Consider the following 15,593-nt stretch of genomic DNA (forward strand, 5'->3'; position numbering starts at 1 on the left):
GGGAATGGTCTTGCCGGAACGCGCCGGCCGCCAGGCGCCGTCGATATGAAGCAGGATGTCTGGGTAGTGAGCCATGGGAAACCCTTTACTGAATGAAGTTCGCCGCTTTGAGCGCGATGCCGTAGGATCAGGTCAATGGGGAACAGGTCGCCTGGCCAGGCGGCCTTGAGATCTGGAGATGGGGACGTGGCCGCCCCGTTGCAAGGCGGCAACCCTATTCGGGGCAAACTGAAGACGCTCCGCTCGCAGACGTCAACCCCCTGGCTGCCTTCTCGAACTCGTCTGCGTATTGCTGGCCCGATCAGGGGAGCGCCGATGTGGCCTGCGGCTGACCGCCGAAGTGGGCAATCATGAGCCTGCACAGGCTTTCCATTGCGGGTCCGCGGACCCGATCGATCCGGCGGATCGTGTAGAGGGGGAGAAGCGGGCCGGGGAGACCGTTGCGGGCCGCGAGTGGCACTTCGCAGAGCCGCCCTTCGCCAAGATCTGCCGCGACCAGCCATAGCGGCAGATGACCCCACCCGGCCCCGGCAAGAATGAGGGCGTGTTTGGTCGCAAGGTCGCTGACCCTCAGCGTTTGCTGCGAGAAGACTGCGTAGCTCACCGCCTGCGCATCGGCTGCAGGATCCGCAACGACGATCTGCAGATGGTCGGCAAGGTCGACCGTCGTCAGGCCAACGGTTCCGTCGCGGGGTGCGGCGAGGGGATGACCGCCGGCGCATACCGGAACCATGCCCGGAAAGGCTGCGACCGCCTCGCTGGCGATATGTGCGTCCGTTTCCTGTGCCGCCGTCAGGCCGAGGTCGCAGTCGCCGTCGAGCACCAGGCTCAACGCCATCGTCATCGGCGCCGTCACAAGCTCCACCCGCACGCCGGGATGGGCGCGGGTAAAATCGCTGATGACCCGTGCGATATCCGGCAGAGGAAGCAGCGGGTCGAGCGCCACGCGCAGCGCCGATTCCATGCCCTGATTGAAGCCGTTCGCCTTGGCCCGTAGCGCGTCGGCCTTTATCAGCAAGGTCCTGGCTTCTGCAAGCAAGGTCGCTCCGGCCTTCGTCAATTCGGGGCGGTGCTGGGAGCGGTCGAACAGCGGCAGGCGCAGTTCCGTTTCGAGGTTCAGGATGGCGCTGCTGAGGCCGGATTGGGCACGCCCGAGCGCGCGCGCTGCCGCCCGGAACGAACCGTGGTCGACGACGGCGACGAATACGCGCAACTGGTCGAGCGTCAAGGCATCCAGCATGATCGGCCATCCCGATCAAAGTGATCGATATTTGAGCAATTACATTGATCATTTGAATTGGGCAATGCTCCGCCCACGGGTTAAGGGAGCAGGCAATGGAACGGCCGATCATCAATCACACCTCCGACACGCGGGAGGCATGCGACTGTGATCGCATCACCGTCCGTATCTTCGCCTCTTCCGTCCCGTGCAACGTCGATGAAGCTTCTATCGCCGGCCGGCCGCCGGACGAGGCTGCTGCTAGGGCCTGGCGTGGATCCGGTATTTCGCACCCACGTTTCCGGATCTGTCGCCCAGGCTCTAGCGGTCGGGTACCGCACCGTTGGGAGCACGCCGTGATGCCGCGCATGCGCCCCATTCCCGCAATCGGCCAAGCTCGTGGCGTATCGTCACCTGATGCCCGCGATGTCAGTGCCGTTCTCGCGCTCGTCGCCCGGGTCGAAGAGACCCAATGGCTCCGGGACGTCGACGGTTTCGTCTCGTTGCTGGCGCCACAGGCCGTATGGACAACCGCATTCGGGCGCCAAATCGTCGGTGCGCCGGCAATCCATGCCTTCACCGCCGCCGTACTCCAGAACCTGTTTCGCGATTTTCAGGCGCTCTACGACGTCGAGCGCATCACCTTCCTGCATGCGGATGTCGTCGCGGTGAACGTGCGGCAAATTCCTGTCGATGCCGAAGGCAACCGCCGGCCGGGCGAGGACGAGGGGCGGCCGCTCTATATTCTTCGACGCCACGATGGCGCCTGGAGGATCGTTGTCGCCCAGAACACCACGCACCAGAACGAAAAGATCGCCGCCCAGCAGCGGGCGGTGGATGAAGCAACCAGCGGCGAGACCCAAGCGCATGAATGAAAGATCTGCCGGCCACGCCACCTTCGTCATTCGCCGCAGCTACGCCGCAACACCGGCGACCGTTTTCCATGCCTTTGCGGATCCCGCCACCAAACGACGCTGGTTCTTCGAAGGGGAGGGGTGGACGGTCGACGAATTCACCTCGTCTTTCGAGGTCGGCGGCCGCGAGCACAGCCGCTTCCGCTTCGGAAACGGCCCGGTCATGTGCAACGACACGATCTATCTTGAGATCGTTGCGAATAAGCGCATCGTCTTCTCCTACACGATGACCGTGGCGGGAAGGCCGATTTCGGCTTCTCTCGGAACCCTCGAATTTTCCGCCGACGGCGAGGGAACGCGCCTCAACTACACCGAGCAGGCCACCTTCCTCGATCGTCTCAACGAGCCGGGCGAACGTGAGGTTGGGTTTCGCGAATTGTTTCAGGCGCTTGCCGACGAAATCGAGCGCGCGCCGGCCGATGCCTGACGGACGGAGGAACCGTCACCACTGAAGCGATGGCCGTCAAAACCTGATGAGCGACACCCGAATATGAACAATTTTTAATTGTTTTTCAGGGTGTTGCGCCATTGAAGCGGCCACATTTAGGCCCAGCTTCCGATAGTCGGCACCACCTATCGCCGCGTGCCGACAGCAAGGTCTGCGGAGGCGCCGATGCTCAGCCGATCAAGTGTCACGTGTCGTATCGCCGTCGTTCTTCTCGCAATCGCCGCCGTCGGGTTCGTGGTGGCGCGCAAGCCCGTGCCGAGCGAAGCGAAATTGCCAGCCAACGCGGCCGTCAGCACCAAGCGTGGCGCCGTGTCCGTGCAGACGGCGACAGTGACGCTTAAAGATGTTCCCGTTGTCGTCCATGCCCTGGGCAACGTGCAGGCCCCCGATACCGTGGAAGTGGGCGCGCGCATTGCGAGCCAGATCACGGCCATCCACATCAAGGACGGGCAGATGGTCAAGGCGGGCGACCTGCTGTTCACGCTCGACGACCGCACGATAAAGGCCGGGCTTGCCCGTGACCAGGCGATCGTCGCCAAGGATACCGCGCAGCTTGCCGACGCCAACACGGAACTCGAGCGTGCCAAAACCTTGCGCGACGACAAGACCGGCACCCAGCAAAGCTATGACACCGCTCTCTCGCTTCAGCAGGCGGCGCAGGGGACCCTGGATGCCGATCGCGCCACCGTGGATGCCGATCAGGTCGCGCTGAGCCTGACCGAGATCACCGCGCCGATCGGTGGACGCCTGGGCGCCGTGCAGGTCGCGCTCGGAGATCTTGTCGGCCAATCGGGCGCGACATCGAACAATCTGGTGACGATCACGGCGATCGACCCGATCGACGTTACGTTCCGCCTGCCGGAAGAGCGCTTGCAGACGTTCAAGGATCTGATTGATCGCGGGACGCCTCCACCGGTTCGTGCCAGGTCGAGCGGCACGCAAACAGTGATCGGCGAAGGCGTACTCGATTTCATCGATTCTGCCGTCGATACCGCATCCGGCACCATCGCCATGCGCGCGACCTTCCCCAATACCGCTCAGAAGCTCTGGCCGGGCCAGTTCGTGGATGTCGATATCGATCAGGCGCAACTGCATCAGGCGCCTGTTATCCCGAGCGTTGCGGTCCAGCCCGGGCAGGACGGCCCGTTCGTCTTTGATGTGAAGGATGACAACACGGTCGAGACCCGCGCCGTGTCCGTGCTGGCCGACGACGGCAAGGAGGCCGCCATCGGCACGGGCCTTGCCGCCGGTGACCGGGTCATCATCGAAGGACAGGCGCGGCTGAAGTCGGGTGATGTCGTTGTCGCTGCAGGCGCGGCCGATCTGGCCGCGGATTAGGATTTGCCATCATTCGGGAGTGCGTGAAATGCCGCTGTCCGAGTTCAGTATCCGCCGCCCGATCGCGACCGTATTGTTATCGGTCGCGCTCATCCTGGCCGGCGTTTTCAGCTATCTCGTCCTGCCGATTGCCGCGCTTCCGCGAACGGATTTCCCGGTCATCAACGTTTCTGCCTCGTTGCCCGGCGCCTCGCCCGAGACCATGTCGACGTCGGTCGCCATTCCGCTGATCAAGCAGTTCGCCACCATCGCCGGGATCGACACGATCTCGACGACGAATGCACTCGGCTCGACATCGATTTCAATCGAGTTCGTGCTCGGGCGCAACATCGATGCCGCCGCCGCCGACGTGCAGGCAGCTATCACCAGGACGCTCAGGCTGCTGCCACAGGACATGCCGGCGCCGCCAAGTTACCGGAAGATCAACCCGGCGGATGCACCGGTCTTGCTCCTGGCGCTGAAGAGCAGCACCGTGCCGCTCACCGCCCTCGACGCCATCGCGCAGCAGGTGATTTCGCCCACGCTTTCGGTGCTCGACGGGGTGGCGGAAGTGTCCATCTTCGGCAGCCAGCAATATGCCGTGCGCATTCAGATGCATCCTGACGCGCTTGCCGCGCGCGGCATTTCCGTCGACCAGTTGAGGACGGCGGTCGCGGCGGCGAACGACAATTCGCCTCTCGGCACCGCGCAGACCAGCGATCGTCAGGCGGCGATCGTTGCGGACACGCAGCGCATGAATGCCGCCAGTTTCGCGGATATCATCGTCAAAAGCGTCGACGGCAGGACCGTGCGGCTCGGTGACGTCGCGACGGTGATCGATTCCGTTGCCAACAACCAGACGGCAAGCTGGCACGACGGTTCGCGGGCGATCATCCTGGCCATCCAGCGGCAGCCGGATGCAAATACTGTTGAAGTCGTCGACCGGGTGCAGGCGCTTCTGCCGTCGCTTCGCCAGTCGCTTCCGGCCGCAGCCTCGATCGAAACGCTCAGCGACCGGTCCATGTCGATCCGCGGGGCGGTGCACGACGTCCAGTTCACCCTGATCCTCACCGTCGGCCTCGTGATCCTCGTCATCTTCGCCTTCGTTCGCCGCCTCTGGGCGACGCTTATTCCAGCGCTTGCCGTTCCGATCTCGATCATCGCCACCTTCGCGGCGATGTATCCGCTTGGCTTTTCGATCGACAATATCTCGCTGATGGCGCTCACGCTTTCCGTCGGGCTGGTGGTGGATGACGCCATCGTCATGCTGGAAAATATCGTGCGGCACATGGAAGAGGACGGCATCGATGCCTTCTCGGCGGCGCTCATCGGTTCGCGTGAGATCGGCTTTACGATCATCGCGATTTCGCTGTCGCTCGTCGCGGTCTTCATTCCCGTCTTGCTGATGGGCGGCGTGATCGGCCGCATTCTCAACGAATTTGCGATCGTCGTCACCGTTGCCATCCTCGCTTCCGCCTTCGTTTCCCTTACCCTGACGCCGATGCTTGCAGCGCGGCTTCCGGTGAGGGCGGATGGAGCAGAGAAAGCGCGCTGGCTGCGGCAGCTGGATCTTGTATTCGAACGAGGTTTCGACGGGCTTCTGCGCGCCTATGAGCGGCTGCTATCGCTCTGCATAAAGGCGCGCGCGCTGGTGTTTCTGCTTTTCCTGTTTACCGTCGTGATCACGGGCTACCAGATCGCCACGATCCCGAAGGGGTTCTTCCCGCAGGAGGACATCGGCCAGTTGCAGGTTACGACCCAGGCGCGCCAGGACATTTCCTTCGCCGCCATGTCGAAGCTCCAGTCCAATGTGGAGGCGGTGTTTGCCAGTTCACCCTACGTCGCCCATGTCGCAAGCACGATCGGCTCGGGCGGCGCGTCGAGCGCGCTCAACTCCGGTCGGCTTTTCGTCGAGCTAAAGCCCAAGACCGAGCGTCCGCCGCTTGAAACCGTCCTTGCGGATTTGCGCCGGAAGCTGGCGGCGATCCCCGGTATCCAGGCCTTCATGTCGCCGGTCCAGAACCTCTCGGTCGGATCGCGCGCGTCGGCCAGCCAGTACCAGCTGGTGCTCCAGAGCCTCGATCAGCCGTTGATGAACGAATGGGCGCAGAAGCTCCATGATGCGATGAGCGCGGATCGGACCTTCTTTACCGACGTCAACAGCGACCTTCAGATCAACGCTCCACAAACACGCCTCGTGGTCGACCTCGACAAGGCGGCAACGCTCGGGGTCAACGCGAGCGAACTGCGCACCACGCTCTATGGCAGTTTCGGTACCGAGCAGATCTCGACGATCTACACGGCAGGCGACAGCTACGAAGTGATCCTGGAACTCGATCCCTCGATGCAATGGTCAGCCGACAAGTTCGACGAACTGCGTGTCGGCAGTGCCAATGGCGGCCTTGTTCCGCTCGGGGCCTTCGCCCGGGTCGAGACCGTATCCGGACCGCTCACCATCAACCAGCTCGGCCAGCTGCCAGCGGTCACGCTTTCCTTCAACCTGCCGGCCAAGGTCGCCCTCGGTGACGCCCTTGCGGAGATCGACCGCCTCAAGGCAGAAATCGGCATGCCGTCTGAGGTGACGACCCGCAATTACGGCACCACGCAGTTATTCGAAGACGCCGCCGCCAACCAGGGTCTGCTGGTGCTGGCGGCTATCCTCACGATCTACCTCGTGCTCGGTATTCTCTATGAAAGCCTGATCCATCCATTGACCGTGCTTTCCGGTCTGCCGTCAGCCATATCCGGGGCGTTGCTTGCCATCCATTTCGGCGGTTTCGACCTCTCGATCATCGCTATTGTCGGCGTGCTAATGCTGATCGGTATCGTCAAGAAGAACGCCATCATGATGATCGACGTTGCGCTGACGCTGCAGCGCGCCGGTTCGCCGGCCGCCGAGGCCATCCATAAGGCTTGTGTCATGCGCTTCCGCCCGATCATGATGACCTCGGTTGCTGCGATCATGAGCACGCTGCCGATCGCGATCGGCAGCGGCGCCAGCGCAGAACTGCGCCAGCCGCTTGGGGTCGCCGTCGTCGGCGGCCTGCTGGTGTCGCAGCTTGTGACCCTCTTCGTGACCCCTGTCATCTATCTATACATGGAAGATTTCATGCGGGTCGCTTCCCGCCTGGTTCGCCAGGGGCTGCAGATCACCAGGGGCGAACGACCGACTGCGGTCGACGATCAGCCGGGACACGGATAGCCCGCCCGTTCCGGAATCACGCTACCCTCAGGCGGATGAGGCGGATGTGAAGACCGCAAGCTGCGCATCGAAGGCGCGCTTGTAGGCCGGCCGCGCCTTGCCGCGCGCGACGTAGGCGGAGAGGTTGGGATACGCGTCGAGCAAGCCTGAGTTTTCCAGCCTGCGCAGCACCGTTACCATCAGCAGGTCGCCGGCACTGAAGGCGCCATCGAGCCAGTCGGCCTCCGCGAGCCGCCTGGACAATTGGGCGAGCCGAACTCGGATACGATCTTCGAGCATCAGCAGGCGCTCCTGATACCAGTCCTTGTCCCGCTCCACGTAGGTGGTCGCTTCACGCTCGAGGATCGGCGGCTCCACGGTGTTAAGCGAGGCAAACATCCAAGTGATCGCCCGTGCGCGGGCATCGGCGTCACTTGGAAGCAGGCCGGCATGACGCTCCGCGACATGAAACACGATGGCACCGGTTTCGAACAGGGCAAGGTCGCCGTCCTGATAGGTAGGGATCTGCCCGAACGGCTGAAGCGCGATGTGCGCAAGTTCCTTCATCGTCTTGAAGGTAACGAGGCGAACCTCGTAGGGCTGCCCCACTTCTTCGAGCGCCCAGCGAACGCGCATGTCGCGTGCGAGACCTCGGCCGCGATCGGGCGATTTTTCAAAGGCGGTAATCGTGATCGTCATCTTATCCTCCACGGCTTGCCTGTCCTGAAGACGATTGGCCAAGCGGGATGCCGACATTCATTTTCGCCGCTCGGCGCCGGAAGCGGAAACCGCGATGATGCTGGCAGATAAAGTGATCTCTTCCTCGGTCGGAGAACAGCCGGCTCGCTTCAAAAAGACGTACTGCTCGTCGAGACTAGCCCGAATGGACAGCTTGCTCCAACAGCCGTGGCGAAGTATAAAAGTGTCATAAACGTTATTGTCGAGCGCAATGGAAGTTGATGCCGGCAGTTGCGTATCGCTTTCGCCTTTTGACCATGGATGTACTGGCAGAAGCCTTGAGAGCGAAAAAGAAAAGAAGGCCGGAGCCAGCGCGCTCCGGCCTTTTTTGCTGTCTGTTTATCGCTGCGATGCGCAATCCTATTGGCGCGGGCTTGCACCTTTAGCGGTCATGCATTGTTCCTGCTCCACGAGAGCTAATCCAGGGGTAGGTTTCCCCGTTTCGTCCTGTGGATGTTCGCGCCCCGTTCGCGATGGAGGGTCTAGGTGCTGCGATGCCGTGCCATCAGCTTTGCCTGAAGCACGACCACGACGAGCAGGAAGGCGCCGCGGATAACGGACTGCCAGTAGGCGGAAAGCGAGATCCAGCCGAGGCCGTTTTCGAAGTTCAGGATGTTGAAGACCATGGCAAGCAGCAGCGCGCCGGCAAGCGTCGCACCAACTGAGCCGGAACCTCCGGTCAACAGCGTACCGCCGACGACGACGGAAGCGATCGCGAAGAGTTCCCAGCCCACGCCTTCCGTCGGTTGCCCCGCGCCGAACTGGGAAGCGAGGATGACGCCGGCAAGACCGGCGAGCGTGCCCGAGGCGAGATAGACGCCGGCAAGCGCGCGCTCCACCTTCAGGCCCATCAGGCCAGCCGTCGCCTCGCCGTCACCGATCGCCAGGATATGCCGTCCGATCGGGACCTTTTGCAGCACGAGCCAGCCGAGCACATAGGCCGCAAGCGCGATCCAGGCGGGAATGGGGAAGCCCAAAAAATCGTCCTGCCCGATCACCGTGAAACCGGTGTCATAGGAGACGGAGACAGACTGGTTGTCCGCTAACAAAAGGCCGGTGCCATAGGCGGCGAGCATCGTCGCGAGTGTGGCGATGAAGGGCTGGATCCGCATCTTCGTAATGATGAAGCCGTTGAGCGCGCCGACGGCAAGGCCTGCCGCCATGCCGCCCGCAAGCCCCGCCGCCCAATGATAGGGGGATAACAGGGCTGCCACCACGCTTGCCATCGCCGCCGTGCCGCCGACCGACAGGTCGATGCCGCCGGTGATGATGACAAAGGCCATGCCGAGCGCGATCAGCGCGAACATCGAGTTGTAGCGCAGGAAGCTCAGGATGTTATAGGGCGACAGGAAGTTTTCATAGCGCAGCGCCCCGAAGAGGATGAGACCGGCAAGCGCCAGGATGACGCCGAACCGGGCAAGGTCGCCGGAGTTCTTGACCAGGAAGAGGCGGAGGATCGGTTGCATCGTGGTTGCCTCTAATGTTTGCTGGCGCGCTGCTGGATGAAGACGGCGGTGACAATCAGCCCGGCCTTGACGATGAGCGCTGCCGCATCCGGAACGCCATTGGCAAGCAGCGTGTAACGCACCAGCTGGATCACGAGCGCGCCGAGTACCGTGCCGACGATGTTGGCCCGTCCGCCCGTCAGTAGCGTCCCGCCGACAGCAACCGCGGCGATAGCATCGAGCTCCATGCCGAGGCCGACAAGGTTGGCATCGCTTGCAGAGTTGCGGGCAACGACGATGAGACCGGCCACACCGGCAAGCGCGCCGCTTATCATGTAGACGAAGAGCTTGACCCGTTTCACCGGTATGCCGGTCAGGCGGGCGGCCTTCTCGTTGCCACCGACGGCGATGATCTGTCGGCCGATGACGGTGTAGCGGATCATCGCGAAAGCCGCTGCGACGATGACGATCATCAGCAGGACCTGGGCCGGAACGCCGGCGATGCGACCGAGTGCGATGAACTGGAAGCCTTCATTCTTGAAGACCTGCAGGTTGCCGTTGGTCATCACCTGGGCGATGCCACGGCCGGCGATGAACAGCACAAGCGTGGCGATGATCGGCTGGATCGAAAAGCGGGTGACGAGGAAACCGTTGAAGAGGCCGAAGAGGGCAGCGGCGGCGATCGGCAAGAGGAAGGCAAGAGCCACCGCGAGCGCCATGTTTTCCACCGGCCAGAACTGGCCCATGAAGATCATCGGCGCCAGTGCGCCGGCAATTGCCATCAACGAACCGACGGAGAGGTCGATGCCGCCGGTGGCAATAACGAGCGTCATTCCGGTCGCGACGATGACGATTGTCGCAACCTGGGTGAGGTTCACGTTCAGCGTCTGCAAGGACAGGAAGTTCGGCGTGACGGCGACGTTGAAGAGGATCAGCGCCAGGAAGGCGACGAAGGTGCCGTAGCGGCTGGCGAGCGTCAAAAGCCTGTTTCCGGACGAAAGGGTTCCCGACGGCTGCGGGGCAGGGGTCTCGATCGTCGTCATGTCATTCTTCCTGGTGGGCTTCCTGGTGGACTTCCTGGTGGGCCATGGCGGCAAGCAGCGCCGTCTCGCTCAAGTCCTTGCGCGACAGCGTCGCGACGGAAGTACCGTCGCTCAGGACCGTCACGCGGTCGGCGGCGGCAAGCAGTTCTTCGAGTTCAGACGAAATCATCAGCACGCTCAAACCCTCGTCGGCGAGACTGCGCAGGAGTTTGAGGATTTCCGATTTGGCGCCGATGTCGATGCCGCGCGTCGGCTCATCTACGATGAGGACCCGCGGGTCTGTGGCAAGCCAGCGGGCGAGCAGCACCTTCTGTTGGTTGCCGCCGGAAAGCTCCTTGATCGGCTGATCGGGGGAGGCACATTTGACGCCAAGCGCCCGGATGTAGCGGCTGACGATCTCATCCTGGCGCGCGCGGTCGACGATACCGGCTTTCTTCAGCTTTGGCAGCAAGGCGAGCGTCATGTTTTCGCGGATGCTCATGTCGGGCACGATGCCATCGATCTTCCGGTCCTCGGACACGAGGCCGATCCCATCAGCGATCGCATCCGCCGGTTCGCGATAGCTGCGTCCCTGTCCCTCCATGCGGATCGTGCCGCGCTCCATCCTATCGGCGCCGAAGATCAAGCGCGCCGTTTCGGTGCGGCCGGAGCCGAGCAGTCCGGCAAGGCCGGAGATCTCGCCCTCTCGCACAGCAAGGCTGACGTCGCGCACGCGCACGCCGGCGCCCGCCTTGTCGAGTTCGAGGCGGACGGGCCGCACCGGCGCGTCCTTCTCCGGTGCCATGGCCTGAAAGGCGGCAAGCTCCTTGCCGAGCATGTGGCGCACCAGCGCCATTTTCGGCATGTCCGCCATCGGGCTCTTGGCGACCGTCTGACCATCGCGCATGATCGTCACGCGGTCGCAGATCTCATAGAGTTCGTCGAGCCGGTGGCCGATGAAGATGACGGCGACGCCGGAGCGTTTCAGCGTGCGGATCGTATCGAAGAGGATGGCGACCTCGCGCTCGTCGAGCGAGGAGGTCGGTTCGTCCATGATGACGAGCCGGGCGCTCTGCGTCACCGCGCGGGCGATCGCCACCATCTGCCGTGTCGCCGCATCGAAATGCGCGACGGGACGGTCGACGTCGATCGTCAGGTTGAAGGTTTTGAGCACCGCTTCGGCCCCGCGCCGCATGGCGGAATAATCGATCATGCCGAACCGCTTCGGCTCGCGGGAGAGGTAGATGTTCTCCGCCACCGAGCGCTGCGGGGCGAGATTGATTTCCTGGTAGATCGTCGCGATCCCGGCGGCCTGCGCCTCAGCCGGCATCGAGAAATCGACATCCCGACCGTCGTAGGCGATGCTGCCTTCGTCCCGGCGATAGACGCCGGTCAGGATCTTGATGAGCGTCGACTTGCCGGCGCCGTTCTGGCCGACAAGCGCCATGACCTCCGCCGGTTCGACCTCGAGCGAGGCGGATTTCAGTGCCGGCACGCCGGCGAACGCTTTGGAAATGCCCTGCATGGACAGAAGCATGGGTCTCCTCCCTATCTTCGCCATCCGCCGCCCCATTTGGGGGTGGGCGTCATCAGCCTACACTTGAACGGGCTGAAGGTCATGCTGCCGTCAAAAAGACGGCCGAGACGGTTGCGCCGTCCCGGCCGTGGAGGCTCGGGAGATTGGATCAATAGGCGTTGGCGAGTTCGGCGGCCGCGTTGGAGGCGTCGTAGAACTTGTCGTCGTTGATGATCATCGGGTCGATCTTTTCGCCCTTGGCGTAGCGCATCATCGTCTCAAACGCCTTCGGCCCGAAGCGCGGGTTGCACTCGACGACGGCTGCGATCTTGCCGTCGACAACCGCCTGCACGGCCTCCTTGCCGCCATCGATCGACAGCACCAGGACGTCCTTGCCCGGCACCTTGCCGGCCGCTTCGAGTGCCGCGATCGCGCCGATCGCCATTTCGTCGTTGTGGGCGTAGATCACGTCCGCATCCGGATGGGCCTGGAGCAGGGCTTCTGCCACCTGGCGCCCTTTGTCACGGGCGAAATCGCCGGTCTGTGAGGCGACGATCTCGAAACCGCCGGCCGCTTTGATCGCCTCGTCAAAGCCCTTCTTGCGGTCGTTGGCGGGCGACGACCCGGTCGTGCCTTCGAGCTCGATGATCTTCGACTTGCCGTTGGCGTTCTTTACCAGCCATTCGGCAACGCGCTTGCCTTCTTCGACGAAGTTCGAGCCGATGAAGGTCAGATAGTCCTCGCCGGCCTTGGCCAACGACGGATCGACCGAGCGATCGAGCAGGATCACTGGAATGCCCGCCTTTTTCGCGGCCATGACGGCGGGGATCAGCGGCTTTTCTTCGCGCGGCGCGAGAAAGATCACATCGACGCCTTGAGCGATCATCGAGTTGACGTCGGCGACCTGCTTGGCGGCGGAACCGGCGGCATCCGTATAGACGAGCTGGAAGCCGAGCTTTTCCGCTTCGGCCTTCATGCTGTTCGTCTGGGCGATGCGCCAGGGATTGTTGGATTCGGTCTGCGCGAAGCCGACCTTGTATTTGTCCTTCTGCTCGAGCTTCGGCACTTCGGCGATCGCGACACCCGCAAGGGCGAGCGCGCCGACGGCCGTTGCCGCCAGCATGAAGGTACGACGGGAAATCGTGGTCATAATCGGGTTCTCCTCCCAGATTGGCCGGTGCTCCTCTACCGGACGTGAGCGTTTTTGCGCTTCACATCTCCAAATCTTGCGCTAATAATATTAGCAGTCAAGGCCAAAATTTATGAGCACTTGCAAAAGCCCGCGTGCGGTGCAATGCACGCTCAACTGCATGTTTCCTTTAATCGTCTCCGATTGAAGGGGAAAAACATGCAGAAATTCAAAGTGCTACAGCGACCTTTGCACGTCTCCTAGACGCGCGGTGCTGTAGGGTAGGGGAGCACACATGGCCAAGGGAAACGGGCGAAATCTGGAGAAAAAGGGGGAAGGACGCCCAACCATGACGGATGTCGCCAGGATAGCCGGCGTTTCCCAGTCAAGCGTTTCCCTGGTGCTGAACGAGATGTCGGGCTCGCGCATCTCGCCCGAAACGCAGCAGAAGGTGCGCGAGGCTGCTCATAAAATCGGTTATAAACTGCCAGCGACCCGAGGTCCGGTTGCAGCGGCGCCGGCGGTAGAGAAGGACACAATCGCCTTCATCGTCGATGAAATCTCCACCAGCCCGCACCCGGTCGTCAGCCTCGACGGCATTCGCGATTATGCTTTCGAGCAAGGCATGCTGGTCTCGGCGCATGTCACCCGATCGAACCCGGAACTCGAGGAAGCGGTTCTGCGGTCGGTCCTGCGCGACCCCTCCATCGCCGGCGTCATTTACGCGACGATCTTCACCCGCAAGGTTGCCGTTCCCGGGGCGTTGGCGCCGCTGCCGACCGTGCTTCTCAATTGTTACTGCGAGCCGCGCCAGCATGTGGCGATCGTGCCGGGGGAGGTCGCCGGCGGTTTCGCCGCCACAGCGCATCTGACGGCGCTCGGCCACAAGCGCATCGGCTTCATCAACGGCGAGTGCTGGATGGATGCCGCCATGGATAGGCTAAAAGGCTACAAGCAGGCGCTTGCCTCAGCCGACATCGCTTTCGACGAGACGCTGGTGCGCGATGGCGACTGGCTGCCGCTCCGCGGCTACGAGGCCGGGCTGGACCTGCTCTCCATGCCCAACCCGCCGACAGCCATTTTCTGCGGCAATGACCTGATGGCGATCGGCGTCATGGAGGCGGCCCAGGAAAAGGGCTTGCGGGTGCCCACCGATCTCTCGGTGATGGGCTATGACGACCAGGAACTGGCGCGCTACACCCATCCGCCGCTCTCGACCCTCGTGCTGCCGAACTATGAAATGGGCCAGAAGGCGGCCGAACTTCTGATCGACATGGCGATCCACGGAAAACACATGCGGCCGATGACAATAAAAGTCGACGGACCGCTGGTGGTTCGCGATACCACCGCTCTCCTGTCCGCAGCCAGAGCTTCAAAGAACGCTCGATAAACGCCGCCAGCAGCGCTCCCTCCCTTGCCCCGCCGCGGCGCGCGCGAGGCCGTGACGCCGACGCCGGTAATCTAGATACTTCGGATCCCTTGCTCAACGTGTGTCATCAGCACGACCGCCATAAAAACGCTCGTTTGTACACAACGGTTACGTGTGTTATCCGGCCGCCGTTATTTTCGGCGGTCCGTGAGTCTGCGTCCAGCAGACTGCAATCGCGGTATTGGGATTGGTTATTGATGTTTGAGAAGGAAGCCTACTGGGTTTCGTGGTTGCGCTGGCATCTCTATCGAAAGCGCAGGGGCAAGCAGGGAGATGCCTTCAAAGGTGCCCTGCTGAAAATGCGGACGGCCGTGCGCAGACTGCCAAGGGGTGCACTGGTGCTTGATTGCGGCGCCAACGTGGGTGATGTCAGCGGCTATTTCCTGGCCAAGGGAATGAAGGTAATTGCGTTTGAGCCGGATCCGACTGCACTTGCGGTCCTCAAAGCGCGCTTCCCGAACGAGCCGCGACTGGTCATCGAGCAGAAGGCTGTCGGGGCAGCCGCCGGCTTTGCGCCTTTCTATCAGACCGAGGCGCTTGCCGATGGCAACATCAAGGAGACGATTGCCTCCTCCTTGATGCGTCGCGACGTTCACACGACGGCACCCGTTGCTCAGGTGGAGATCGCCAACCTGGCTGAATACATTCGTGGTTTGCCGGAGCGCGTGCGCATCCTCAAACTCGACATTGAAGGTTACGAGGCTGAAGTCCTCGAAGCCCTGCTCGCGGAACGCCTCGAGCGTCAGATCGACTTGATCCTGGTGGAAACCCATGAATTCTTCTCGGAAGAGCTAGCCGCTCGGATCGGTGCGCTGCGCTTGCGGATCGAACGGGAGAAGATCACGAATGTCTGCCTGGATTGGCACTAGAGCAGGCAGATCGTCGATCTCACATGGTTGCGCTTGGGTACTTGGTGGCGATCTTTCCACATCCATGGCACCCGGGAGGTGCTTCCGGTCGAAGTCCCGCGCGAACGTCGGGTCTTGGTTTGAGGGGCGAAGCCGGGGGCTCGTTTCTCGTCGTCATGCTCCGCGCAGTTAGGTACATGGTCGCGCTCTGCCGGCGCGTCGAAGGGGCACGGCTTTGACCAGTGAGTCGAGAGGCGAGACTGTCGCATCTCTAACTGGCCCAACTGTCGCACTTCAAATTAGAATGTACCCGACTACAAGTTCTGTCAAAGCTGAATAGGGCTGCGACGTCGCCAGCCATTTAGAAATGCGACACTGCCCGCCGGC

At 62.4% G+C, this 15,593-nt stretch carries 12 protein-coding genes; 6 read left to right on the top strand and 6 right to left on the bottom strand.

What is annotated here, in order from left to right:
* Positions 1-301: 301 nt before the first annotated feature.
* Positions 302-1,240: a LysR family transcriptional regulator gene (locus tag ASE71_RS24545; protein ID WP_060521191.1), complete on the bottom strand. Its 939-nt coding sequence runs from the start codon at positions 1,238-1,240 to the stop codon at positions 302-304.
* 338 nt (positions 1,241-1,578) lie between these two features.
* On the opposite strand from ASE71_RS24545, the gene ASE71_RS24550 reads away from it, so the two are divergent.
* From ASE71_RS24550 to ASE71_RS24565, 4 genes are all read left to right on the top strand, one after another.
* Positions 1,579-2,094: an SgcJ/EcaC family oxidoreductase gene (locus tag ASE71_RS24550; RefSeq protein ID WP_060521190.1), complete on the top strand. Its 516-nt coding sequence runs from the start codon at positions 1,579-1,581 to the stop codon at positions 2,092-2,094.
* Positions 2,087-2,560, top strand: coding sequence for an SRPBCC family protein (locus ASE71_RS24555; protein WP_060521189.1), 474 nt, complete (start codon positions 2,087-2,089; stop codon positions 2,558-2,560). Before ASE71_RS24550 ends, ASE71_RS24555 begins: the two co-directional genes overlap by 8 nt.
* A gap of 186 nt (positions 2,561-2,746) precedes the next feature.
* Positions 2,747-3,919 carry an efflux RND transporter periplasmic adaptor subunit gene (locus tag ASE71_RS24560; protein WP_051659651.1) on the top strand — a complete coding sequence of 391 codons (1,173 nt, stop codon included), beginning with the start codon at positions 2,747-2,749 and terminating at the stop codon, positions 3,917-3,919.
* A gap of 28 nt (positions 3,920-3,947) precedes the next feature.
* Positions 3,948-7,100, top strand: a complete 3,153-nt coding sequence (locus ASE71_RS24565; protein ID WP_060521330.1) for an efflux RND transporter permease subunit — start codon at positions 3,948-3,950, stop codon at positions 7,098-7,100.
* A gap of 27 nt (positions 7,101-7,127) precedes the next feature.
* Here ASE71_RS24565 and ASE71_RS24570 read toward each other — a convergent pair whose 3' ends face one another.
* The 5 genes from ASE71_RS24570 to ASE71_RS24590 all read right to left on the bottom strand — a co-directional run bounded on the left by ASE71_RS24570 (position 7,128) and on the right by ASE71_RS24590 (position 12,950).
* Complete coding sequence (locus tag ASE71_RS24570) at positions 7,128-7,778, bottom strand: glutathione S-transferase family protein (protein WP_060521188.1); 651 nt, start codon at positions 7,776-7,778, stop codon at positions 7,128-7,130.
* A 521-nt stretch (positions 7,779-8,299) separates the two neighbouring features.
* The gene (locus ASE71_RS24575) at positions 8,300-9,283 is read right to left on the bottom strand and encodes an ABC transporter permease (protein ID WP_060521187.1); all 984 of its coding nucleotides are present in this window, start codon (positions 9,281-9,283) and stop codon (positions 8,300-8,302) included.
* Positions 9,284-9,294: 11 nt separating this feature from the next.
* Complete coding sequence (locus tag ASE71_RS24580; RefSeq protein ID WP_034803379.1) at positions 9,295-10,305, bottom strand: ABC transporter permease; 1,011 nt, start codon at positions 10,303-10,305, stop codon at positions 9,295-9,297.
* Between the two features lies 1 nt (position 10,306).
* Positions 10,307-11,821, bottom strand: a complete 1,515-nt coding sequence (locus ASE71_RS24585) for a sugar ABC transporter ATP-binding protein (protein WP_060521186.1) — start codon at positions 11,819-11,821, stop codon at positions 10,307-10,309.
* Between the two features lie 148 nt (positions 11,822-11,969).
* On the bottom strand, positions 11,970-12,950 hold the full coding sequence (locus tag ASE71_RS24590) for an ABC transporter substrate-binding protein (RefSeq protein WP_057251674.1): 981 nt from the start codon (positions 12,948-12,950) through the stop codon (positions 11,970-11,972).
* Between the two features lie 274 nt (positions 12,951-13,224).
* On the opposite strand from ASE71_RS24590, the gene ASE71_RS24595 reads away from it, so the two are divergent.
* Positions 13,225-14,319: a LacI family DNA-binding transcriptional regulator gene (locus ASE71_RS24595; RefSeq protein ID WP_060521185.1), complete on the top strand. Its 1,095-nt coding sequence runs from the start codon at positions 13,225-13,227 to the stop codon at positions 14,317-14,319.
* A gap of 134 nt (positions 14,320-14,453) precedes the next feature.
* Positions 14,454-15,227, top strand: coding sequence for an FkbM family methyltransferase (locus ASE71_RS24600; RefSeq protein ID WP_156400759.1), 774 nt, complete (start codon positions 14,454-14,456; stop codon positions 15,225-15,227).
* Positions 15,228-15,593: the final 366 nt, after the last annotated feature.

Source organism: Ensifer sp. Root954 (assembly GCF_001429005.1).
GTDB lineage: Bacteria > Pseudomonadota > Alphaproteobacteria > Rhizobiales > Rhizobiaceae > Ensifer > Ensifer adhaerens.

Coding starts and splice junctions, on each gene's coding strand:
- ASE71_RS24545 (WP_060521191.1), bottom strand. CDS start 1,240: ATGCTGGATGCCTTGACGCTCGACCAGTTGCGCGTATTCGTCGCCGTC.
- ASE71_RS24550 (WP_060521190.1), top strand. CDS start 1,579: ATGCCGCGCATGCGCCCCATTCCCGCAATCGGCCAAGCTCGTGGCGTA.
- ASE71_RS24555 (WP_060521189.1), top strand. CDS start 2,087: ATGAATGAAAGATCTGCCGGCCACGCCACCTTCGTCATTCGCCGCAGC.
- ASE71_RS24560 (WP_051659651.1), top strand. CDS start 2,747: ATGCTCAGCCGATCAAGTGTCACGTGTCGTATCGCCGTCGTTCTTCTC.
- ASE71_RS24565 (WP_060521330.1), top strand. CDS start 3,948: ATGCCGCTGTCCGAGTTCAGTATCCGCCGCCCGATCGCGACCGTATTG.
- ASE71_RS24570 (WP_060521188.1), bottom strand. CDS start 7,778: ATGACGATCACGATTACCGCCTTTGAAAAATCGCCCGATCGCGGCCGA.
- ASE71_RS24575 (WP_060521187.1), bottom strand. CDS start 9,283: ATGCAACCGATCCTCCGCCTCTTCCTGGTCAAGAACTCCGGCGACCTT.
- ASE71_RS24580 (WP_034803379.1), bottom strand. CDS start 10,305: ATGACGACGATCGAGACCCCTGCCCCGCAGCCGTCGGGAACCCTTTCG.
- ASE71_RS24585 (WP_060521186.1), bottom strand. CDS start 11,821: ATGCTTCTGTCCATGCAGGGCATTTCCAAAGCGTTCGCCGGCGTGCCG.
- ASE71_RS24590 (WP_057251674.1), bottom strand. CDS start 12,950: ATGACCACGATTTCCCGTCGTACCTTCATGCTGGCGGCAACGGCCGTC.
- ASE71_RS24595 (WP_060521185.1), top strand. CDS start 13,225: ATGGCCAAGGGAAACGGGCGAAATCTGGAGAAAAAGGGGGAAGGACGC.